We start from the raw sequence: 19,951 nt of genomic DNA on the forward strand, positions 1-19,951 counted from the left end.
GCCCTGAGCCCGGTCTGTCTCCCCGCCTTGCCCGGCGTCGCGGTCAGGCCGTGCGGTGCGTCGCCTCGTGTTCGTCGAGCAGGCGGGCGAGGTCGGACGGCCACACCGGCTCGGCGGACGCGTGCAGTTCCCGCCGGGGCCACCAGCGCCAGCCGAGGATGCCGTCGGCGGTGTGGGCGGCTGCCAGGTCGGGGCCGGCGGGCTCGCGGTGCGGGCCCGGGGTGACGTAGATGTGCTCGTGCTGGCGGATGACGACGTCGGAGCGGGTGAAGTCGTGCTCCCAGGTGCACAGGAGGGGCCCGGGCTCCAGGTCGTTCCAGCCGGTCTCCTCGCGCAGCTCGCGCAGGGCTCCCTCGCGGGGCGACTCGCCTTCCTCGAGTCCGCCGCCGGGCAGTGCCCAGTGCGCGCCGGCGTCGGGGTCGACGTACCGGAAGAGGAGGACGGAGCCGCCGGGGTCGACGACGGCGACACGGGCGGCGCGGCGCAGCCGTGGCAGCGGTTTGCGCAGCACGGCGCAGGGGCGTCCGTGTCGCAGATCCGGGCGGTGGCCGATGACCTCGTACCCGAGGGCGGTCCAGAACGCGAGGCCCTTGGGGTTGGCGTCGAGCACGGCGAGCCGGAGGCCGCCTCGGCCGTCCGTCCGGAACCGCTCCTCGATCTGCTCGGCGATCCGGCGGCCGTGCCCCTGGCCGTGCTCGGCCGCGTCGACCATCAGCAGGCCGATCCAGGGGTCCGGGTCTGCCGGGTCGGGGTGCCGGGCCAGGGTGATGACCACCCCGACCAGTCTTCCCCCGCTGCGGGCCAGCAGCACCTCCACCCCTTCGGTCGCCGCCTGTTCGGCGAGCGCCGCCGCCACCTGCTCCGGCCGGATGTCGTGCGGATCCGGGAAGTCGCCGCTGAGGGCCTGGAATTCGCGGTTGGAGGCGTAGAGGGCGGTCAGTTCGGTGAGGAGGGGGCCCGGGATGTCGTGGTCGGCGGCGAGGGGGAGGGCAGTCAGGATCATGGGCCGCAGGGTAGGGCCTGCCGGCCGGTCAGACCCCGACCGATTCCGCTCCGACCTGGCCGCGTGAGAGCAGCATCCGCTCGAGGAGGTTGCGTGTCGCGCGTTCGACGCGCGGGTCGTGGTGGTCCTCGTCGTGGAGGGCGAGGGGCCAGAAGAAGGTGCCGGCGGCGAAGACGAGGGTGCCGCCCTCGTGTTCGGTGAGGCCGGTGTTCTGGATGCGCCGCTTGTGGCCGCTGCCCTTGGCGGACTTGTAGCGGTAGGGGGACTCCGAGAGGAGGGTGCGGGTGGCGCCCTTCGGGGACGGCATCCTGGTGTCGTAGCCGTCGGCCTCTACGGCCACGAGGCCGGGTATCTCCTCGCCGTCCTTGAGCCCGGTGCCCTCCCAGAACCAGTGGTCCGGCCGGCGGACGACCAGGGGCGCGGGTTTGGCCAGGATGCCGTTGTACTGGACGCCCAGCACGCCCTGTTCGGCCCGCCCGCTCTTCTTGCCGTGCTTGTCCTCCAGGTCACGCCAGCGTTCGGTGGGGCCGTTCGCGTCGGGGGACGGGTCCACGGCGGTCTTGTAGCAGGCGACGGTACGGGACGGGGCGCCGTCGGCCGCGCCGGTGAGCCGAATGTGGAAGTAGACGTTGTTGGCCGCGAGGAAGGCGAGGTGGGTGCCGGCGTCGACCGCCTTGTCCAGCACGTCCCGCATGGCCTTCGACCAGTACTCGTCGTGGCCGGGGAAGATCATCGCCGTGTAGCGCCCGGGGTCGATCCGGCCCTCGTGCAGGTCGGCGCTGGTCGCGTACGTCACATCGTGGCCCTCGGCCTCCGCCCAGCGCGTGAACGCGACGTCCAGCTCGGCCCACCGGGGCATGCCGTGGTCGGAGTAGGGGCGGTCGAACGACACCTGGAACGCGCGGTGGTCGCTGTCCGCGACCGCTCCGGGGCGGGGGTAGCCCCGGTAGAGGTTCTTGCCGGTACGGCCGTCCATGGGCCATTGGTTGTAGGCCTGGTAGGTGGTGAAGGGGAGGACCACCAGGAGGTCCGACGCGCGGTTCTGCTCGCGGACGACGAACGGGGTGCAGCTGCGGTGGCCGTCCTCGGCCTCGAAGACCGCCACGTAGACGCCCGATATCCAGGTGCTGGGGATGACGTGCGTCCAGGACGGACGCCAGTCGCACACGATGGCGCCGGTCTCGGGGTGCGGGGCGGGGGTGGGCTGCCGGGAGCCGGTGAGCTCCGGTCCGGTGGCCATCAGGCGGCCGCCCTCGCCGTCGTAGTGGCCGAGCCGGTAGAGGGTGACGCGGAAGGGCTGCGGGACCCGGACGGACACGTGGAAGGAGATCGGTTCCCCGGGGGCTACGGAGGTCGTCGACGCGTAGCCGTGGATCTGCCCCAGATGGTCCTTGGTGCTGAGGCGTGCGTCCGCAGGGACTTCCCAGTCGGGCGTTCCCTCGTGCGTGTTCTCGTTCACGACCGGGTTGGCGCCCATGGCGGTGGCCTTGCGGACGGTCGGCGGGGACGCCGACGGGGGCTCCGCGGGGGTCTCGCGGTAGGCGTAGGCCGCTCCGATCCCGGCGGCGGCGACCGCCCCCACCCCGAACGTACCCATGGCCCTGCGACGACTGACGACGGACATGTGGAACAGGCCCCCCTGGCACCGGCACACGGTCCGCGCACGCGCTGTTCACTCGTCGCACTGCCGTGTGGACTGTCAAACCTCTCTGCTGCACCGCGAGCTCGGTCGCAGTGCAGGTTCGGGGTCGTGACGGTCGAGCGACTGGTCAAGCCGCTGGTCACACGAAGACCGCCCGCCCTCTTGGTAGAGGGCGGGCGGTCCGGTGAGGTTGCCTGGGAAACCTTTGTTGTTCGAACGTTCTGTGACGTTCGGGTGGATCAGACGCTGACGCCGAAGTCCTGGGCGATGCCCACGAGGCCCGACGCGTAACCCTGGCCGACCGCGCGGAACTTCCACTCCGCGCCGTTGCGGTAGAGCTCGCCGAAGACCATGGCCGTCTCGGTGGCCGCGTCCTCGGAGAGGTCGTAGCGGGCGATCTCGGCCCCGCCGGCCTGGTTGACGATGCGGATGTAGGCGTTGCGGACCTGGCCGAAGTTCTGCGAGCGGTTCTCCGCGTCGTAGATCGAGACCGGGAAGACGATCTTGTCGATGTCGGCGGGGAGACCCGCCAGGTTCACGTTGATCGCCTCGTCGTCGCCCGCGCCCTCGCCCGTGCGGTTGTCGCCGGTGTGGACGATGGTCTGGTCCGGCGTCTGCTTGTTGTTGAAGAAGACGAAGTGACCGTCGGAGTAGACCTTGCCCTGCAGGTTGACCGCGATCGCAGAGGCGTCGAGGTCGAAGTCCGTGCCGGTGGTGGTGCGGACGTCCCAGCCGAGGCCCACGGTGACGGCGGTCAGGCCCGGAGCCTCCTTGGTGAGCGAGACGTTGCCACCCTTGGACAGGCTTACAGCCATGGTTGGGAGTCCTTCCCTCGTTGCGTACGGCTTCGTACGGGCTTCGTACGGGCACGAAGCTACAGCTATCCCTATGAACGCAGCGAAGGGTGCTCAAGGTTCCCCGCCACTCCGCGTTTCTTTGCTTTCTTTACCGAGGGATATTCGCGTGACTCGGGCCGGTCCGGGGCGGGAACATGGTGGGCATGTCTGGTCCCTATGTCGTCCGCGGCTCTGTCTCGCTTCCCGAGGCCGAGCTCATGTGGCGTTTCTCGCGGTCTTCGGGGCCGGGCGGGCAGCACGTCAACACCAGCGACTCACAGGTGGAGCTCCGCTTCGACGTCGGCCGCACCGAGGCGTTCCCCGAGGTGTGGAAGGCGCGGGCGCTCGAGCGGCTGGCCGGGCGGCTCGTCGACGGCGTCGTCACCGTCCGCGCCTCCGAGCACCGCTCCCAGTGGCGCAACCGCGAGACCGCCGCCGTACGCCTCGCCGCCCTGCTCGCCGAGGCCACCGCCCCGCCGCCCAAGCCGCGCCGGCCGACCCGGATCCCGCGCGGGATCAACGAGCGCCGGCTGCGGGAGAAGAAGCAGCGGTCCGACACGAAGCGGGGCAGGACCGGCCGCGACTGGTCCTGACGCCGCGGCGCCTGATCGCGTTCGTCCGCCGCGTCCTGTCACATTTCCGGTGGCCCGTCCGTCTTCCGTAGGACGAGTGGGATCGACGGTCCCACCGCGACGAGGGACTGAGGATGCAACCGATGACGACGACGGGCGACGACGACCTCCCGGCCGAGACGGCTGACGACGACTTCCCGGTCGAGACGGCTAGCGACGACCTCCCGGCCGAGGCGGCTGACGACGACTTCCTGGCCCGGTCCTTCGAGGCGCACCGCGCCCGTCTGCGTGCCGTGGCCCACCGCATGCTCGGCTCCGCCGCCGAGGCCGACGACGCCGTGCAGGAGGCCTGGCTGCGGCTCAGCCGGAGTCACGGCCGCAGCGGGGGCGAGGAGATCGGCAATCTCGGCGGCTGGCTGACGACGGTCGTCGGCCGGGTCTGCCTGGACATGCTGCGTTCGCGCCGTTCCCGTGCCGAGGAACCGCTGGAGAGCTGGTCTCCCGCGCCGTCCTGCGCCGTGCCGGACCCGGCGCAGGACGCGCTGCTCGCGGACTCCGTGGGCGCCGCCCTTCTCGTCGTCCTGGACGCCCTGACACCCGCCGAGCGGCTGGCGTTCGTGCTGCACGACCTGTTCGGGGTGCCCTTCGACGAGGTCGCGACGATCGTCGACCGGACCCCGGAGGCCGCCCGGCAGCTCGCCAGCAGGGCCCGCCGCAGGGTGCGCGGAGCGCAGGAGCCCGAGGTCGACCTGGCCCGTCAGCGCAAGGTGGTGGACGCCTTCCTTTCCGCCGCGCGGGAAGGCGACTTCGAGGGGCTGCTCGCGGTTCTCGACCCGGACGTCGTGTCCCGTTCCGAGGCCGGAGTGACGGCCGGCGCGGCGGCGGTCGCGGCGGGTGCGTCCAGTTTCCACCGCCTCGCCCTCGCGGCCCGGCCCGGCCTCGGGATCCGGCCCGCTCTGGTGGACGGCGCGACGGCGGTGGCGGTGCTGGCCGGCGACCGCCTGGACCGGGTGGTGCGTTTCACGTTCGTGGGGGGCGGCCGGATCGCCCTGATCGACGTCGTGACCGAGCCCGCACGCCTCGCCCGGTTGGAGGTGACCCTCCTGTAGGCCGAAGCCGAAGCCGAAGCCGAAGCCGAAGCCGAAGCCGAAGCCGAAGCCGCGGCTTACGCCGGCTGGGAAGCGTGCGGCGGGACAGGAAGGGGCGGGGGCGGCGACGGGGCGGGCCCGGCGTCGCCTCAGGGCTGCTCCAGAGGCAGGACGCCGACCGTCTCGCCCTCGCTCTTCTCGCCGTTCTCGCGGAACCCCAGCCGCAGATAGAAGTCCTCCGGCCCGTTCTCGCCCTCGTGCCAGGTCACGTACATCTCCTGGGCCCCGCGGCGGCGCAGTTCCGCGGCGACCGACTCCACGGCGAACCGGCCGTAGCCGCGGCCCTGTTCGCCGGCGGCGACGTTCAGCCGCCACAGGCCGGAGCGCAGGAGAGGGGCGTCGCCGGTCCCGCCGGTCCAGTCGAGGTCGAGGAAGGCCATCAGGAAGCCGACGGGGCGGTCGCCGTCCATGATCAGGCGGGGCCAGGCGACGCCCGGCGGGTGGACGTAGGCCTCGGCGAGGGACTTCATGACCGGGGCGACCGCGAACTCCTGGTCGGGGCGGACGCGAATGCCGGTCGCGGCCCCGAAGTTGGCGGGTGTGATCTCGACCAGGCGCAGTCCGGAGTCCACCGCATCGGCGCTGTCGGCCCTGGCGGTGCCTTCGGCCGCGGCGGTGCCTTCGGCCCCGGCGGTGCCTTCGGCCCCGGCGGACTCCTCGGTCCTGCCGGTCCCTTCGGTCCGTTCTGTCGCGCGGGTCATGCGGGCACCCTAGGCGGACCGGTCGCGGGGCGGCCACGGCATTTCGGGGCCCCCGGTCGCCCGGGTCGCCCGTCTCCGGGGCCGTCAGCCCAACTGGCGGTAGCGGCCCCGGAAGTAGACCAGCGGGCCGCCGTCCGCGCTCGGGGTCGTCGCGGTCAGGACGCGGCCGATCACCAGGGTGTGGTCGCCCGCCGGGACGCGCTGCTCGGTGCGGCATTCCAGGGTGGCCAGCGCGCCGCCGACCAGGGGCGCGCCGGTGACCTCACCGCGCGCGTAGGGGATGTCCTCGAAGAGCAGGCGGTCGCTGATGCGGCCCTTCATGGCGAAGCGGCCGGCGATGTGCCGCTGGCTCTCGGAGAGCACCGACACCGCCCACCGCGGCTGTTCGTCGAGCAGGTCGTCCATCCGGGAGCCGTTGCGCAGGCTGACCATGACCAGAGGCGGGTCCAGGGAGACGGACACGAAGGCGGTGGCGGTCATGCCGACGTCCTCGCCGTCGGGCGCCCGGGGATCGTCCGGGTCCAGGGAGGGCTCCCGGGCGGTCACCAGGACCACGCCGTCGGCGAGCCGGGACATGGCGGCGCGGAACTCGTCGTTGCTCACCCCCTCAGCATGCCCGGAGGGGGTCTTCGGCACGGAGTCGATCACGTCTGTGGGCACGCTCGGAACGCTAGTGTCCGGGCGATGCCCGCCGCATCGGACCTCCGCCCGAGTAGGGTCGTAGGACCGTGGACCCAGCATCGCGTTCCGTGCGCCGGCGGCTGCTGTCCGTGTTCAGGAAACGCACAGGAAAAACGCGGAAACTCCACTCAAATGTTCACGTTCACCTGTGACTTGAGTCACAAGGCGCATTAATTGTTGACCCTGTGTACCGAGTGGGCAGCGCGCTGTGATTCAGTGGCGGAGGCGTCACAACAAGACACACACCGACAACGAAGCACCAGAAACGACGTTGCGCCGAAGACAACCCTTGATTCGCTGCGAAGTCTCGGGGGGAGGGCGAAACACATGGAGACCGAGTCGGAGCCGTACGTCCGTCTTGCGTCCCTGCGACAGCTGCACCAGGTCATGGCCGACATGAACACGGCCCGCAGCCTGGCCGACACACTGCAGACCGTCGCCGACGGCGTGGTCACGGCACTCGGGTACGAGCTGGCGTGCGTCAACCTCGTGCGCGGCGACGGCGATCTCGTGGTCGCCGCCTTCTCCGGCAACCCGGCCGCCGAGGCCCTCATCACGGGCCGGGTCGGATCGCGCGAGTCCTGGGAGCGCCGCCTCGGCATGGGCGAGACCTGGGGCGACCTGATCTTCATACCGCACACCGAGGGCTGGGTCCTCGACGACGACGACGTCCCGCAGTGGTACACCGACGGGCCCGCGCCCCGCTTCGAGGACGAGTGGCACCCCTCGGACCGGCTCTTCGCCCCCATGTACACGCCCGCCGCCGCCGGCAGCGGCGACGCCTGCGGCGAGCTGATAGGCGTCCTGTCCGTGGACCGGCCGCGCAACGGGCGCCGTCCCGGCGCGTGGGGGCGTGAAGCGCTCCAGATGTACGCCTTCCAGGCCGCCATCGCCATCAGCAACGCGCGTCTACGTGCGAACATGCAGCGGGCTCTGGTCCGGCTCGAACGCGAGCAGCAGGCCCTGCGCGCCAGTGAGGAAAGCTTCCGGCAGGCCTTCGAGTACGCCCCCTCCGGCATGGCGATAGCCGAGATGGGCGGCGACCAGCACGGGCGCATACTCCGCACCAACGACGCGCTGTGCCGCCTGCTGGGCCGGCCCGCCTCCGCGATGCGCCGCTACTCCTTCTCCGACCTCGTCCACCCCGAGGACATAGGCACCCTGCTCCGGACCTCCGCGGAAGGCGGCCGCGCCGAGCTGCGCCTCGGCCGCCGGGACGGCACCTACCTCTGGGTCAGCCTGCGCAACTCCGTCGTCGCCGACGCCGCCGACGGCCCCCGCTTCCTCCTCACCCACGTCGAGGACATAGAGGAGCGCAAGCGCCGCGAGCTGCAGCTCGCCCACCGCGCCTCCCACGACTCCCTCACCGGCCTGCCGAACTCGGCCGAACTGCGCTCGCGGCTGTCCGCCCGGCTCTGCCAGCGCCCGCTGTCGACCCACCCCGCCGCCGTCGACGCCATGGACACGGCCTACGGCCACGCAGCCTTCGACGCGAACGGCCACGGCTTCGACTACCGGCCCGGCGGCGCCGAGTCCTTCGACGGCTACGACCACCACGTGCACACCGCCGCCCCCGAGGACGGACGCGACGACGGCGCCAAGGGGCTCGCGGTGCTCTTCTGCGACCTCGACGGCTTCAAGTCGATCAACGACCGCTTCGGGCACAACGCGGGCGACGCGGTCCTCATCGAGGTCGCCCGCAGGCTCTCCCGCCAGGTCCGCGACGGCGACACGGTCGCCCGGCTCGGCGGCGACGAGTTCGTGATCCTCGCCGACGGCCTCGGCCGCGCCGACGCCGCCGACCTCGCCGTACGCCTGCGCAACGAGATCATCCAGCCGATCCGCGCCGAGGGGCGGGCCGTGCGGGTGGGCGCGAGCTTCGGCATCGGGTGGGCACATTGCGGGATGACCGCGGACGAAGTGCTGAAGTCCGCCGACGAGCGCATGTACGTCGAGAAACGATCTCGTCCCAAACAGCACAGGCGTGCGGGATGATCACCAGGTCAGCGGTCCTGTCGCCGCGCTGATGCGATCCGAGTCACCCGTTTGGGCGGTGGGGACCGGGTAGGCTCGCAGTTCTCACACGTATGGATACGCGTACGCGTGTCGCATCGGCCCCGCACTGTTGAGGAGTACGAAGGGATGACGCCCGGCAATAACGGCGCGAGCACGCCCGAGGACGACGACCCGTTCGGCTACCTCTACGCCGACGGCCAGGCCAACGGCGCGCAGCCGCCCTCCGGCGGTGGTTACGGCTACCCGAACTCGGTCAGCAGAGTGCGTGCGGTCGGCGAGCGCCAGTACGGACAGCAGCCGCAGCAGCAGACCGCGCAGTACGGACAGCCGCCCACGGTCCCGCAGCAGGGCCCGTACGGTCAGCCGAACACGCACTACGCCGCGCCGGAGAACTTCGCCGGCGGCGGCCCCTCGACCGGCCGGCAGCCCGTGCAGGGCGGAGGCGGCCGTGGCCGCGGGCCTAACACCAAGGGTCTGCTGATCGGCGCGGTCGCAGTGGTCGCCGCGGTCGTGATCGGCATCGCGGTGGCCATGGCCAACGGCGACAAGGGCACGGACGACGACAAGGCGGGCGGCGGCGCCTCCGCCCCGGCCTCCGCCCCGGCGAGCGCGTCGCCCAGCGCGTCGAACACCGGCGACGCGAACGAGGTCGAGCTGCCGGCGGTCGACGCGAAGGCGGCGAACCTGGGAGAAGGCGTCACCACCTCTTCCGACGTAAAGGGAGCGAAGGCGGCTGACGGAATCTACGTCACTAACTTCAACACCCCCGGCGCGGAGCTCACTTGGAACGTCAGCGGTATCCCCAAGGACGGCAAGTACACGCTGAACGTGAACTACGGGGTGCCCGGCAAGGACGCCAAGGCCACGCTCACGATCAACGGCACGGCGCAGACCCGTCCGCTGAACCTGGGGAACTTCGCCAAGGCCCCGGAGGGCGACTACGCCAAGGGCTGGACCAACACCTGGGCGAACATCATCCTCAACAAGGGCACCAACACCATCAAGATCTCCTGTGAGCAGGGCAATTCCTGCGACGCCAACTTCGACCAGCTGTCGCTCGAGGCGGGCTGGCGCAGCTAGGGCGTGTTGCACTGACATGACGAAGAGACGGTGGTCGGCCCGGTCGTCGGGCCGGCCACCGTCTCTTCGTGCGGGCGCGGATTTCAGGCCAGGTCGGGGGGCACCACCCAGGCCCCCTTGCGCATCACGCCCCTGACCTCGAAGGCGTCGTCCAGCAGGACCAGGTCGGCGTCCTTGCCCGGTTCCAGGGAGCCGACGCGGTCGCCCAGGCCCAGCAGGCGGGCCGGGTTGGCGGACAGGGCGGCGACGACGTCCTCGACGGGGAGCCGGTCGACCGTCACCGCCCGCTGGAAGGCGCGGTCCTGGGTGAGGGTGGAGCCGGCGATGGAGCCGCCCTCCACGAGACGGGCCACGCCCTCGCTGACCTCGACCTCCAGCGGGCCGAGCAGATAGCGGCCGTCGCCGATGCCGGCGGCGTCCATGGCGTCCGTGATGAACGCGACCCGGCCCGGGCCCGCGTGACGGAACGCCAGCTCGAGTGCGGCCGGGTGCAGATGCGTGCCGTCGTTGATCAGCTCGACCGTCACCCGCTCGTCCTCCAGGAGGGCGGCGATCGGGCCGGGGGCGCGGTGCCCGAGGGGCGGCATCGCGTTGAAGAGGTGGGTGGCGACGGTGGCTCCGGCCTCGATGGCCTGAACCGTCTGCTCGTAGGTGGCGTCGGTGTGGCCCACGGCCGCGATCACGCCGTGCTCCGCCAGCAGCCGTACGGAGTCCAGGCCGCCCGGCAGCTCGGTCGCGAGGGTGACCATCCTGGCGTGGCCGCGCGCCGCGTCCACCAGCTTGCGCACCTCCGCCGGGTCGGGGTCGCGCAGCAGCGCCTCGGAGTGCGCGCCCTTGCGGCAGGGCGAGATGAACGGGCCCTCGAAGTGGATGCCGGCCAGGTCGCCCTGTTCGGCCAGTTCGCTCAGCAGACCGGCCTGGCGGACGAGGACGTCCATGTCGTCGGTGACGGTGGAGGCGACGAGCGTGGTGGTGCCGTGCGCCCGGTGGGTGCGGACAGCTTTCAGGACGTCCTCGGCCGAGCCGGAGAAGGAGGCTCCGCCGCCGCCGTGGTTGTGCAGGTCGACGAAACCGGGGACCAGCCAGTGGCCGGACACGTCGATCACGTCGATCAGGTCGGCGGCGCCCTGTGGGGCTCCGTGCGGGGCTTCGGCCGTGATCTTCGTGCCGGTGACGGTGATGCGGCCGTCGGCGACCGTGCCCGTCGGCAGTACCACCTTGGCGCCGGTCAGTACCTGCGGGTGCGATGTGGCGGACTGCGCAGTTCCCCGCGCCCCTGGGGGGATGGCCATCAGGGTGTTACCTCCATGCCGTCGGTCGTGTTGAGGAGATCCCAGGCCAGCAGGCCCGCGCCGAGGCATCCGGCGGTGTCGCCCAGGGCCGCCGGGACGATCTCCGGCAGCTTCTGGAAGGTGACCCGCCGCCGGACGGCGTCCCGCAGCGGTGTGAACAAGGCTTCCCCCGCCTCGGCGAGGCCGCCACCGATGACGAGCGTGCGCGGGTCCAGCAGGGTGAGGGCGGTGATCAGGCCGTCGGCGAGAGCGTCCACGGCGTCCTGCCAGACGCGGACGGCGTCCGGGTCGCCGGACGCGAAGGCCTTCGCGCAGTCCGCGGCGTCCGCCTCCGGGTCCCCGACGGCCGCCGCCCATGCCTCGCCGACCGCCGCCGCGGACGCGAACCGTTCCAGGCAGCCGTGCTGCCCGCACGGACAGGGGGCGCCGCCCGGCCGTACGACGATGTGGCCGATCTCGCCCGCGAAGCCGTGCGCGCCCGCCTCCACGCGGCCGTCGACGCCGATCGCGCCCGCGATGCCGGTGCCCAGCGCCACGAACAGGAAGCGGTCCGCGCCCCGGCCGGCGCCGATGCGGCCCTCGGCGAGACCGCCGGTGCGCACGTCGTGGCCGAGGGCGACCGGGGCGCCGAGGCGTTCGGCGAGCAGGGCGCGCAGCGGGACGTCCCGCCAGCCCAGGTTGGCCGCGTAGACGGCGACGCCGCCGGACTCGTCGACGATGCCGGGCACGGCGACGCCGGCCGCGGCGGCGGGCTCGCCGAACTGCCGGGCGCCGTGCTCGCGCAGGTCGGCGGCGAACCCGAGGATGCCGGCGACCACGGCGTCGGGTCCGCGCTCGCGGCCGGTGGCCCTGCGGGCCCGGTGCAGCAGTGCGCCGTCCGCGCCGATCAGGGCGGCCTTCATCCCGGTGCCGCCCACGTCCAGGGCGATGACATGTCTCACGGGGGACAGTGTGGACCGAGGAACCGCGAGAGGTCTAGTCCACTTCCGGTTGTGGGGGTACCGTGCCGGACCGGAGGCCCGGATGGGTCTGGTCCGGACGAGTGGTGTAGACCTTGATCCGGATATCGGTCCATTGGTATGAGCAATCAGTTGGGAGCAGTGCGGTGCAGCGGCGGGCACGGAAGTCAGCAACGATCACGGCGACGGCGGCGGGGGTGTCCGCCCTCGGCCTGGCAGCGGTGCTCTCCGGCTGCGGACTGACCTCGGGCTCAGGCGACGTCACCCTCAGACTCGTCGCCGCCGACTACGGCGACAGCAGCGCCAACAGCTCGAAGAAGTACTGGGACGGGCTCGTCGCCGCCTACGAGAAGGACCACCCGGGCGTCACCGTCGACGTGAGCGTGTACTCCTGGAACGACGTCGACGCGAAGGTCAAGGCCATGGTCGACGCCGGCGACGCCCCCGACATGGCCCAGATCGGCGCCTACGCCGACTACGCGGCCGACGACCTGCTGTACAAGGCGGGCGACGTGCTCTCCATACCCGTCGAGGCCGACTTCGTGCCCCAGCTCGCCCGTGCGGGCCAGGTGCGCGGCCTGCAGTACGGCATGCCGTTCGCCTCCTCCACCCGGCTGCTGTTCTACAACAAGACCCTCTTCGCCCGGGCCGGCATCAGCGCGCCCACCACCTGGGCCGAGCTCGCGAAGGACGCGCGGGCGCTCAAGAAGGACGGCGTGAAGTACCCCTACGCCCTCCCCCTCGGCCCCGAGGAGGCGCAGGCCGAGACCCTGCAGTGGCTGCTCAGCGGCCGGGGCGGCTACACCCAGACGGTCAGCAGCTACAGCTTCGACTCCGCCGAGAACGTCGAGACCCTCGACTGGCTGAAGACCGACCTGGTCGGCAAGGGCCTGACCGGTCCGGTCGCCCCGGGCAGCCTGAACCGGGCCACTGCGTTCGCGGCCTTCGCCGCCGGCGACGTGGGCATGCTCAACGGACATCCCTCGCTGATGAAGACCGCCGCCGCCAAGGGCGTCGAGTTCGGCATGGTGCCGATGCCCGGTCTCGACGGCCCCAGCAAGACCTCCCTGGGCGTCGCCGACTGGATGACCGCCTTCAAGCGGGGCGGCCACGGCGACGAGATCGGCGACTTCCTCGACTTCGTCTACAGCGAGAAGAACGTGCTGGACTTCTCCCACGAGTACGACCTGCTGCCGGTCACCACCTCCGCGTCCCTGGTCATGGGCGCCGCCAAGGAGGACGCCGACCTCAAGCCGTTCCTCGCGGAGCTCCCGCTGTCCGAGAGCTACCCCGTGGGGCGGACCTCGTGGGCCAAGGTCAGCGCGCAGATCAAGAAGCGGATCGGCCAGGCCGTGACCGCGAACGGCAGCCCCGCCGACGTGCTCGGCGACCTGCAGACGACCGCGACGACGCTGGAGAGCGCCGCCGGCGAATGAACCGGATGTCAGCGGCGGGCGCTACCGTGCGGGCATGGAGGCAGACAGCGAGACGGGCGGCGGCCCGGGAGGCGAGCGGCGGCCGGAAGCCGACGGGCCGGCGGCGCGGGAGCGCGGCATCCTCGCCCTCGAACGGCGGGGCTTCCTGGGACCCGGCGCGAAGGAACGGGCGATACGCGAGGAACTCGACCTGTCCCCGGTGCGCTACTACCAGCTCCTCAACGCCCTCCTCGACGACGCCCGCGCGCTGGCCCACGACCCGGTGACGGTGAACCGGCTGCGCAGGGTGCGAGAAGCGAGGCGGACGGAGCGTTAGCGGCGGCGCTCGCTGGTTATCGTCGCTGTATGGGCACCCCAAAGACGCACTCCACGGCACCCGGCCCCCTTCCCGTTCCGGTCACCCGGGCGGGCCGCGCGGCGCTCGACGCGATCGTCGGCCGCCCGCGGGCCGCCCTCGTCGCCCTCGACTTCGACGGCACCCTCGCCCCGATCGTCGAGAACCCGCAGGACGCCCGGGCGCACCCCGACGCCGTCCCCGCGCTCGCCGCGCTCGCCCCGAAGGTCGCCGGCGTGGCCGTCGTCACCGGGCGGCCCGCCGAGGTCGCCGTCCGACACGGCGGATTCGCCGGGGTCGAAGGGCTGGGCGGGCTCGCCGTGCTCGGCCACTACGGCGCCGAGCGCTGGGACGCCGGCACCGGCGCCCTCAGCGCCCCCGAACCGCACCCCGGCGTGGCCGCCGTCCGGGCCGCGCTCCCGCAGGTCCTCGCGGCCGCCGGCGACCGGCCCGGCGTCTGGATCGAGGAGAAGGGCGGCCGGGCCGTCGCCGTCCACACCCGGCGCGCCGACGACCCCCAGGCGGCTTTCGACGCCCTGCGCGGCCCCCTCGCCGACCTGGCGACCCGGCACGGCCTGATCGTGGAACCCGGCCGTATGGTCCTGGAGCTGCGCCCGCCGGGCATGGACAAGGGCGTGGCCCTGCTGGACCACGTCCGCGAGACGGGCGCCCGGTCCGTGCTCTACGCCGGCGACGACCTCGGCGACCTCCCCGCCTTCGCCGCCGTGGAGAAACTGCGCGCCGACGGCGTCCCCGGCCTGCTGGTGTGCAGCGGCAGCACGGAGGTCGGGGAACTGGCCGAGCGTGCGGACCTCGTCGTCGACGGGCCCGCCGGGGTCGTCCGGCTGCTGCGGCAGCTGGCCGCTCAGCTCGGCTGAATCGCGCGCAGGGCGTCCAGCTGGTCCAGGAACCAGCGGGCCGGGGGCAGCGCGGTCGCCGCGGCGGACAGCCGCTTCGTGCGCTCGGCCCGCTCCTCCGGCGCCATGGACAGCGCCTGGTGCAGGGCGCGGGCGGTCTCGAGGACGTCGTACGGGTTCACCGTGATCGCGTCCTCGCGCAGCTCCCAGTACGCGCCCGCCTCGCGCGACAGCACCAGCGCGCAGCCCTCGTCGGAGACGACCGGGACCTCCTTGGCGACCAGGTTCATGCCGTCGCGGATCGGGTTGACCAGCGCCACGTCCGCGAGGCGGTAGGCGGCCAGGGAGCGGGCGAAGTCGTCCTTGAGGTTCAGCAGCACGGGGGTCCAGCCGGGCGTGCCGTAGCCCGCGTTGATCTCGTCCGTCAGGCGCTGCACCTCGGCCATGTAGTCCCGGTAGACGGCGAGGTCCTGGCGGGAGGGGTAGGCGAAGGCCACGTGGACGACGCGTTCGCGCCACTGCGGCTGGTCGTCGAGCAGCTGCCGGTAGGCCAGGAGCCCGCGCACGATGTTCTTGGACAGCTCGGTGCGGTCGACGCGGACGATCGCCTTGCGTCCCTGGCCGATCTCCTCGCGCAGTGCCGCCATGCGCTCCTCGACGTCCGGCCGGTGCGCGCGCTCGCGCAGGAAGTCGGCGTCCGCGCCGAGACCGTGCACGCCGACCTCGGCGCCGCCCAGGCCCCCGGTGGACTGCTCGCAGCACGCGGTGAAGGCGTCCGCCCAGCGCCGGGTGAGGAAGCCCAGCCGGTCCGCGCCGAGCATGCCCCGCAGCAGCTGCTCACGGATGTCCCGCGGGAGCAGGGCGAAGTAGTCCGGGGGAGCCCACGGCGTGTGCGAGAAGTGCCCGATCCGCAGGTCGGGACGGAGTTCGCGGAGCATGCCGGGGACGAGACACAGGTGGTAGTCCTGGACCAGCACGGCCGCGCCGTCCGCCGCCTCCTGCGCGAGCGCCTCGGCGAAGGCCCGGTTGTACGTCTCGTACGCGGCCCACTGTCGGCGGAACTCCGCGTCGAAGACCGGCTCCAGCGGGGTCTGGTACAGCAGGTGGTGGACGAACCAGAGCACCGAGTTGGCGATGCCGTTGTACGCGTCGGCGTGCACGTCGGCGGGGACGGGCAGCATGCGCACGCCCTCCTCGCCGACCCCGCGCCGCACCGCCTCCCGGTCGCCGTCGGAGAGCGCCGAGCACACCCAGAGCGCGCCCGCGTCGGGTCCGATGGCCGACAGGCCGGAGACCAGTCCGCCGCCGCCGCGTTTGGCGTGCAGCGAGTCGTCCTCGCGTACCTCGTAGGAGACCGGACCGCGGTTGGACGCGACCAGCACCTCGGCGCCCCGGGCGGCAGACGTGTCGTGCGTGGAAGCCATAAGCCTCAACCTAGCCCGCTCTGTAAACGCTCAAACGTACGGTCGCGCTGAGTGGAGGGGTCGTATCCGGCCGTGTCGCCGCTGCCGGCGCCCTGCGCAGGAGGCCGGGCACGCGCTCAGGCCACCCTGCGTCGCGCGTACTCCGAGACGTCCGCCATCGGGGGGCGTTCCTCCGTGTCGACGGAGTAGGTGTGCGGTTCGAAGCCGTCCGGGCCGCGCTCGAACTGGGTGAGGGCGGGGCGGACCAGATGGCCGCGGGCCAGCCGCAGCTGGGCGGTGCGGTAGATCGCCGCCGCCATCCGGCCCAGAGCCTGGCCGTCCTGGTGGCGATGCTTGCGCACGCCGACGTCGACCTGGGCGAGGGCGTCGAGGCCCACCAGGTGCAGGGCGTCGACCAGCATGCCCAGTTCCACGCCGTACCCCACGGGGAAGGGCAGCTGTTCCAGCAGGCTCCGGCGGGCCGCGTACTCGCCGCCGAGCGGCTGCACGAACCCGGCGAGCTGCGGCCAGTGCATGTTGAGCAGGGGGCGGGCCATCAGTTCGGTGACCCGTCCGCCCTGACCGGCCGCACCGCCCAGCGGACGGTCGTACATGGCCTTGACCAGGTCCACGTCCGGATCGGTGAGCAGCGGGCCGACGATCCCCGAGACGAAGTCGGAGGAGAACTCGCGCAGGTCGGCGTCGACGAAGCAGACCACGTCCCCGCGGGTGACCAGCAGCGAACGCCACAGCACCTCGCCCTTGCCGGGCACGGCGGGCAGGCGGGGGAGTATCTCGTCGCGGTGGACGACGCGCGCGCCCGCGGCCGCGGCGACCTCGGACGTGCGGTCGGTCGATCCGGAGTCGACGACGACGAGCTCGTCGACGAGGGGGACCTGCAGCATGAGGTCGTGACGGATCACGGCGACGATCTCGCCGACCGTCTCCTCCTCGTTGAGCGCGGGCAGCACGACGCTCACCGACTGGCCCGTGCGCTGTTTGGCGGCGAGAATCCGGTGCAGTGGGCGGTCCGTCAGGGACCAGGAACGGGTGCTCAGCCAGCGCTCGACTTCTTCCAGCACGTCGGCGGCTCCTCTGCGTTCTCTCGGCGAGTACGGTCCTGCGTGATCCATCTCGCGGTTCGGACGACTATCTCAACTGTCCTGGCCTTCGGTTACAGTCTTGAACAACGCGGCTGACCATCGCATGTCAGGGTCGTCGGCGCGTACAGATCAACAACCGAATACCGCTCATCCAGAGGGGCAGAGGGACACGGCCCGATGAAGCCCCGGCAACCCTCCAGTCGGTTCTCGTAGATCAGTGTTGATCGTTCAGCGAGGCTCCCGGCTCGGGAAGGTGCCAAATCCGTCTCACGGCGAAGTGCGTCGTGAGGAAGATGAGGAGAAAGGGCCTCGCCTCACATGGCTGCGCAGACTGTTGCAAGCACCACGGACTCTACGACCTCCGCTGTCGACCTCGGTCCGGCCACCGCGTTGAGCTGCCGCGAGTGCGGCCACCGCGTCCCCCTCGGTCCGGTCTTCGCGTGCGAGGAGTGTTTCGGCCCGCTCGAGATCGCGTACGACTTCTCCTCCTACGACACGGAGGAGCTGCGCAAGCGCATCGAGGCGGGACCCGCGAACATCTGGCGCTACGCGCCGTTGCTGCCCGTCCCGGCGGACGTGGCCGACAAGCCGAACATCAACCCCGGCTGGACCAAGCTCGTGCAGGCCGACAACCTCGCCCGCGAGCTGGGCGTCGACGCCGGCAAGCTCTTCGTCAAGGACGACTCCGGCAACCCGACCCACTCCTTCAAGGACCGGGTCGTCGCCCAGGCCATCGAGGCCGCCCGCGCGTTCGGCTTCACCACGCTCTCCTGCTCCTCCACGGGCAACCTGGCCGGCGCCGTGGGCGCCGCCGCCGCCCGCGCCGGGTTCCGCTCGTGCGTCTTCATCCCGCACGACCTGGAGCAGGGCAAGGTCGTCATGGCCGCGATCTACGGCGGCGAGCTCGTCGGCATCGAGGGCAACTACGACGACGTCAACCGCTTCTGCTCCGAGCTCATCGGCGACCCGGCGGGCGAGGGCTGGGGCTTCGTCAACGTCAACCTGCGGCCGTACTACGCCGAGGGCTCGAAGACGCTGGCGTACGAGATCTGCGAGCAGCTCGGCTGGCGGCTGCCCGACCAGCTGGTGGTGCCCATCGCGTCCGGCTCCCAGCTCACGAAGATCGACAAGGGCCTTCAGGAGCTGATCAAGCTCGGGCTGGTCGAGGACAGGCCGTACAAGATCTTCGGCGCGCAGGCGGAGGGCTGCTCCCCGGTGTCCGTGGCCTACAAGGCGGGGCACGACGTGGTCCGCCCCCAGAAGCCGAACACCATCGCCAAGTCGCTGGCCATCGGCAACCCGGCGGACGGCCCGTACGTCCTCGACATCGCGCGGCGGACCGGCGGCGCGGTGGAGGACGTGAACGACGAGCAGGTCGTCGACGCGATCAAGCTGCTGGCGCGCACCGAGGGCATCTTCGCGGAGACCGCCGGCGGCGTGACCGTGGGCGTGACGAAGAAGTTGATCGAGAGCGGTCTGCTGGACCCGACGAAGACCACCGTCGTCCTGAACACCGGCGACGGCCTGAAGACCCTGGACGCGGTGGCCGGCACCGGACTCACCGCGACCATCCGCCCGAACCTGGACTCTTTCCGAGAGGCTGGCCTCGCATCATGAGCGTCACTGTTCGCATCCCGACCATCCTGCGCACCTACACCGGCGGCCGGGCCGAGGTCTCGGCCGAGGGCGCGACCCTCGGCGAGGTCATCTCCGACCTGGAGAAGAACCACACCGGCATCGCCGCGCGCGTCCTGGACGACCAGGGCAAGCTGCGCCGGTTCGTCAACGTGTACGTGAACGACGACGACGTCCGCTTCGAGCAGGGTCTCGAGACGGCGACTCCGGCCGGCGCCGGCATCTCGATCATTCCGGCCGTCGCAGGTGGCTGACCGTCGGTCAGTACCCGCCGGTAGTAACCGTCGGTAACAGCGATTACCGAGAGTTCATCGAATTGCCCTCTCCGCGATAGAAGCGGAGGGGGCAATTCAGAGTGGTTGAGCGCGGTACAGTTGGGGAACCCGGTCCTGATCACCGGTTCCGGAGCCTTTTATTTCCGCCCGCGCCCGACAAGAAGCAGCCAAAGTACGCGCTGCTTTCGTGGCTTTTGTGGCTTTTGCAGGGCCCGACTTGCCCTGAATTCTGGCGAATTTGCGCCACATTCCGGATCTCGCACGTCCAGAATTCTCGTCCGAGTGACCTGTTGCAGACGGCAGTTGGGCAGATACATTCAGCCGCGGTCGACGCGTTCCGGCGCACGCCCCCAACCAACTGGGGGGTGAGGTCTGACCCGGATCCACGAAGTGTGGATCTGTGCAAGGGCCAGTAATAGGGGAGTTAGGCATGGCTCAGGGCACCGTCAAGTGGTTCAACGCGGAGAAGGGGTACGGCTTCATCGCGGTCGACGGTGGTGCGGATGTATTCGTCCACTACAGCGCGATTCAGATGGACGGCTACCGCACCCTGGAAGAGGGTCAGCGGGTCGATTTCGAGATCTCGCAGGGCCAGAAAGGGCCGCAGGCGGACATGGTCCGTCTTGCGACCGGCTGAAGCACGCGCCGACTGACAGCGTCGTTCTTCTGTTTCATCTTCGAAGGGCTCGCGCCTCCCGGGGTGCGAGCCCTTCGGCATGCCCGGAAGCGGGAGCGAGTCCAGGGGCGGGCCTCCTCGACCCCTCGGCCGGCCGCAGACGGCGGGCCCGGACGCCCCCTGTTCACCTGCGGATCCTCCCGAGGCGCTTGCACTCGGCATGGGCGAGTGCTAATCATTGGCGTTAGCACTCTGAAGGTGAGAGTGACAACGAAGGACCGGGTCGGTGAGGCCCGCAGGCCAGGTGGGGCAAGGAACCACACGGCCGGCGAGCCGTCCGTCGCGGGCGCGGGCGCGGTCCG

Annotated in this window: 19 protein-coding genes and 1 riboswitch; of the genes, 10 read left to right on the plus strand and 9 right to left on the minus strand. The window is 71.5% G+C overall.

The features are described from left to right. Positions 1-43: 43 nt before the first annotated feature. The 3 genes from ACN6LD_RS07925 to ACN6LD_RS07935 form a co-directional block, all read right to left on the minus strand. On the minus strand, positions 44-1,003 hold the full coding sequence (locus ACN6LD_RS07925; protein WP_319196862.1) for a bifunctional GNAT family N-acetyltransferase/NUDIX hydrolase: 960 nt from the start codon (positions 1,001-1,003) through the stop codon (positions 44-46). A 28-nt stretch (positions 1,004-1,031) separates the two neighbouring features. Further along, positions 1,032-2,627, minus strand: coding sequence for a N,N-dimethylformamidase beta subunit family domain-containing protein (locus tag ACN6LD_RS07930; RefSeq protein ID WP_319196860.1), 1,596 nt, complete (start codon positions 2,625-2,627; stop codon positions 1,032-1,034). 257 nt (positions 2,628-2,884) lie between these two features. Then, positions 2,885-3,460, minus strand: coding sequence for a TerD family protein (locus tag ACN6LD_RS07935; protein ID WP_057579155.1), 576 nt, complete (start codon positions 3,458-3,460; stop codon positions 2,885-2,887). Positions 3,461-3,636: 176 nt separating this feature from the next. On the opposite strand from ACN6LD_RS07935, the gene arfB reads away from it, so the two are divergent. Further along, positions 3,637-4,074, plus strand: coding sequence for an alternative ribosome rescue aminoacyl-tRNA hydrolase ArfB (gene arfB / locus ACN6LD_RS07940; RefSeq protein ID WP_445042770.1), 438 nt, complete (start codon positions 3,637-3,639; stop codon positions 4,072-4,074). Between the two features lie 113 nt (positions 4,075-4,187). Continuing rightward, positions 4,188-5,162, plus strand: a complete 975-nt coding sequence (locus ACN6LD_RS07945; RefSeq protein ID WP_445042771.1) for a sigma-70 family RNA polymerase sigma factor — start codon at positions 4,188-4,190, stop codon at positions 5,160-5,162. Positions 5,163-5,290: 128 nt separating this feature from the next. Here ACN6LD_RS07945 and ACN6LD_RS07950 read toward each other — a convergent pair whose 3' ends face one another. Both ACN6LD_RS07950 and ACN6LD_RS07955 read right to left on the minus strand, forming a co-directional pair. Further along, the gene (locus ACN6LD_RS07950) at positions 5,291-5,902 is read right to left on the minus strand and encodes a GNAT family N-acetyltransferase (protein WP_445042772.1); all 612 of its coding nucleotides are present in this window, start codon (positions 5,900-5,902) and stop codon (positions 5,291-5,293) included. 84 nt (positions 5,903-5,986) lie between these two features. After that, entirely contained in the window at positions 5,987-6,562 is a 576-nt protein-coding gene (locus ACN6LD_RS07955) for a flavin reductase family protein (RefSeq protein ID WP_415924946.1), read from the minus strand. A gap of 348 nt (positions 6,563-6,910) precedes the next feature. Here ACN6LD_RS07955 and cdgB point away from each other — a divergent pair, with 348 nt between their 5' ends. Both cdgB and ACN6LD_RS07965 read left to right on the plus strand, forming a co-directional pair. Then, positions 6,911-8,578, plus strand: coding sequence for a diguanylate cyclase CdgB (cdgB, locus tag ACN6LD_RS07960; RefSeq protein ID WP_319194301.1), 1,668 nt, complete (start codon positions 6,911-6,913; stop codon positions 8,576-8,578). 147 nt (positions 8,579-8,725) lie between these two features. Continuing rightward, positions 8,726-9,679, plus strand: a complete 954-nt coding sequence (locus tag ACN6LD_RS07965) for a CBM35 domain-containing protein (RefSeq protein ID WP_445042773.1) — start codon at positions 8,726-8,728, stop codon at positions 9,677-9,679. Between the two features lie 83 nt (positions 9,680-9,762). Here ACN6LD_RS07965 and nagA read toward each other — a convergent pair whose 3' ends face one another. After that, positions 9,763-10,971, minus strand: coding sequence for an N-acetylglucosamine-6-phosphate deacetylase (nagA, locus tag ACN6LD_RS07970; RefSeq protein ID WP_445042774.1), 1,209 nt, complete (start codon positions 10,969-10,971; stop codon positions 9,763-9,765). Further along, entirely contained in the window at positions 10,971-11,912 is a 942-nt protein-coding gene (locus ACN6LD_RS07975; protein WP_445042775.1) for an ROK family protein, read from the minus strand. Before ACN6LD_RS07975 ends, nagA begins: the two co-directional genes overlap by 1 nt. 164 nt (positions 11,913-12,076) lie before the next feature. On the opposite strand from ACN6LD_RS07975, the gene ACN6LD_RS07980 reads away from it, so the two are divergent. Genes ACN6LD_RS07980 through otsB form a run of 3 tightly spaced genes read left to right on the plus strand, consistent with a single transcriptional unit; the run spans position 12,077 to position 14,578 of the window. After that, positions 12,077-13,366: an extracellular solute-binding protein gene (locus tag ACN6LD_RS07980; protein WP_445042776.1), complete on the plus strand. Its 1,290-nt coding sequence runs from the start codon at positions 12,077-12,079 to the stop codon at positions 13,364-13,366. A 34-nt stretch (positions 13,367-13,400) separates the two neighbouring features. After that, the gene (locus ACN6LD_RS07985; RefSeq protein ID WP_319194311.1) at positions 13,401-13,682 is read left to right on the plus strand and encodes a DUF3263 domain-containing protein; all 282 of its coding nucleotides are present in this window, start codon (positions 13,401-13,403) and stop codon (positions 13,680-13,682) included. Positions 13,683-13,711: 29 nt separating this feature from the next. Beyond that, on the plus strand, positions 13,712-14,578 hold the full coding sequence (gene otsB, locus ACN6LD_RS07990; RefSeq protein WP_445042777.1) for a trehalose-phosphatase: 867 nt from the start codon (positions 13,712-13,714) through the stop codon (positions 14,576-14,578). On the opposite strand, the gene ACN6LD_RS07995 is transcribed toward otsB, so the two are convergent. Both ACN6LD_RS07995 and ACN6LD_RS08000 read right to left on the minus strand, forming a co-directional pair. Further along, positions 14,566-15,981 carry an alpha,alpha-trehalose-phosphate synthase (UDP-forming) gene (locus tag ACN6LD_RS07995; protein ID WP_445042778.1) on the minus strand — a complete coding sequence of 472 codons (1,416 nt, stop codon included), beginning with the start codon at positions 15,979-15,981 and terminating at the stop codon, positions 14,566-14,568. The two genes, otsB and ACN6LD_RS07995, sit on opposite strands and share 13 nt — an antisense overlap. A 116-nt stretch (positions 15,982-16,097) precedes the next feature. Then, complete coding sequence (locus tag ACN6LD_RS08000; protein WP_319194317.1) at positions 16,098-17,042, minus strand: glucosyl-3-phosphoglycerate synthase; 945 nt, start codon at positions 17,040-17,042, stop codon at positions 16,098-16,100. A 165-nt stretch (positions 17,043-17,207) separates the two neighbouring features. Continuing rightward, positions 17,208-17,363, plus strand: a riboswitch (SAM riboswitch). Between the two features lie 18 nt (positions 17,364-17,381). Here ACN6LD_RS08000 and thrC point away from each other — a divergent pair. The 3 genes from thrC to ACN6LD_RS08015 all read left to right on the plus strand — a co-directional run bounded on the left by thrC (position 17,382) and on the right by ACN6LD_RS08015 (position 19,610). Next, positions 17,382-18,680: a threonine synthase gene (gene thrC, locus ACN6LD_RS08005; RefSeq protein WP_319194319.1), complete on the plus strand. Its 1,299-nt coding sequence runs from the start codon at positions 17,382-17,384 to the stop codon at positions 18,678-18,680. Beyond that, positions 18,677-18,952, plus strand: coding sequence for a MoaD/ThiS family protein (locus ACN6LD_RS08010; protein ID WP_057579127.1), 276 nt, complete (start codon positions 18,677-18,679; stop codon positions 18,950-18,952). Before thrC ends, ACN6LD_RS08010 begins: the two co-directional genes overlap by 4 nt. A gap of 451 nt (positions 18,953-19,403) precedes the next feature. Beyond that, a complete protein-coding gene (locus ACN6LD_RS08015; RefSeq protein WP_007493268.1) occupies positions 19,404-19,610 on the plus strand; it encodes a cold-shock protein in 207 nt (68 codons plus the stop codon). The last annotated feature ends 341 nt before the right edge of the window (positions 19,611-19,951 follow it).

The organism is Streptomyces sp. SAS_272 (genome assembly GCF_052543235.1).

What these genes read in the sequence shown, in the direction of transcription:
- ACN6LD_RS07995 (WP_445042778.1), bottom strand. Translation starts at nt 15,981, where the DNA reads ATGGCTTCCACGCACGACACGTCTGCCGCCCGGGGCGCCGAGGTGCTG.
- ACN6LD_RS08015 (WP_007493268.1), top strand. Translation starts at nt 19,404, where the DNA reads ATGGCTCAGGGCACCGTCAAGTGGTTCAACGCGGAGAAGGGGTACGGC.
- ACN6LD_RS07965 (WP_445042773.1), top strand. Translation starts at nt 8,726, where the DNA reads ATGACGCCCGGCAATAACGGCGCGAGCACGCCCGAGGACGACGACCCG.
- nagA (WP_445042774.1), bottom strand. Translation starts at nt 10,971, where the DNA reads ATGGCCATCCCCCCAGGGGCGCGGGGAACTGCGCAGTCCGCCACATCG.
- ACN6LD_RS08010 (WP_057579127.1), top strand. Translation starts at nt 18,677, where the DNA reads ATGAGCGTCACTGTTCGCATCCCGACCATCCTGCGCACCTACACCGGC.
- ACN6LD_RS07945 (WP_445042771.1), top strand. Translation starts at nt 4,188, where the DNA reads ATGCAACCGATGACGACGACGGGCGACGACGACCTCCCGGCCGAGACG.
- ACN6LD_RS07925 (WP_319196862.1), bottom strand. Translation starts at nt 1,003, where the DNA reads ATGATCCTGACTGCCCTCCCCCTCGCCGCCGACCACGACATCCCGGGC.
- thrC (WP_319194319.1), top strand. Translation starts at nt 17,382, where the DNA reads ATGGCTGCGCAGACTGTTGCAAGCACCACGGACTCTACGACCTCCGCT.
- arfB (WP_445042770.1), top strand. Translation starts at nt 3,637, where the DNA reads ATGGTGGGCATGTCTGGTCCCTATGTCGTCCGCGGCTCTGTCTCGCTT.
- cdgB (WP_319194301.1), top strand. Translation starts at nt 6,911, where the DNA reads ATGGAGACCGAGTCGGAGCCGTACGTCCGTCTTGCGTCCCTGCGACAG.
- ACN6LD_RS07950 (WP_445042772.1), bottom strand. Translation starts at nt 5,902, where the DNA reads ATGACCCGCGCGACAGAACGGACCGAAGGGACCGGCAGGACCGAGGAG.
- otsB (WP_445042777.1), top strand. Translation starts at nt 13,712, where the DNA reads ATGGGCACCCCAAAGACGCACTCCACGGCACCCGGCCCCCTTCCCGTT.
- ACN6LD_RS07985 (WP_319194311.1), top strand. Translation starts at nt 13,401, where the DNA reads ATGGAGGCAGACAGCGAGACGGGCGGCGGCCCGGGAGGCGAGCGGCGG.
- ACN6LD_RS07935 (WP_057579155.1), bottom strand. Translation starts at nt 3,460, where the DNA reads ATGGCTGTAAGCCTGTCCAAGGGTGGCAACGTCTCGCTCACCAAGGAG.
- ACN6LD_RS07930 (WP_319196860.1), bottom strand. Translation starts at nt 2,627, where the DNA reads ATGTCCGTCGTCAGTCGTCGCAGGGCCATGGGTACGTTCGGGGTGGGG.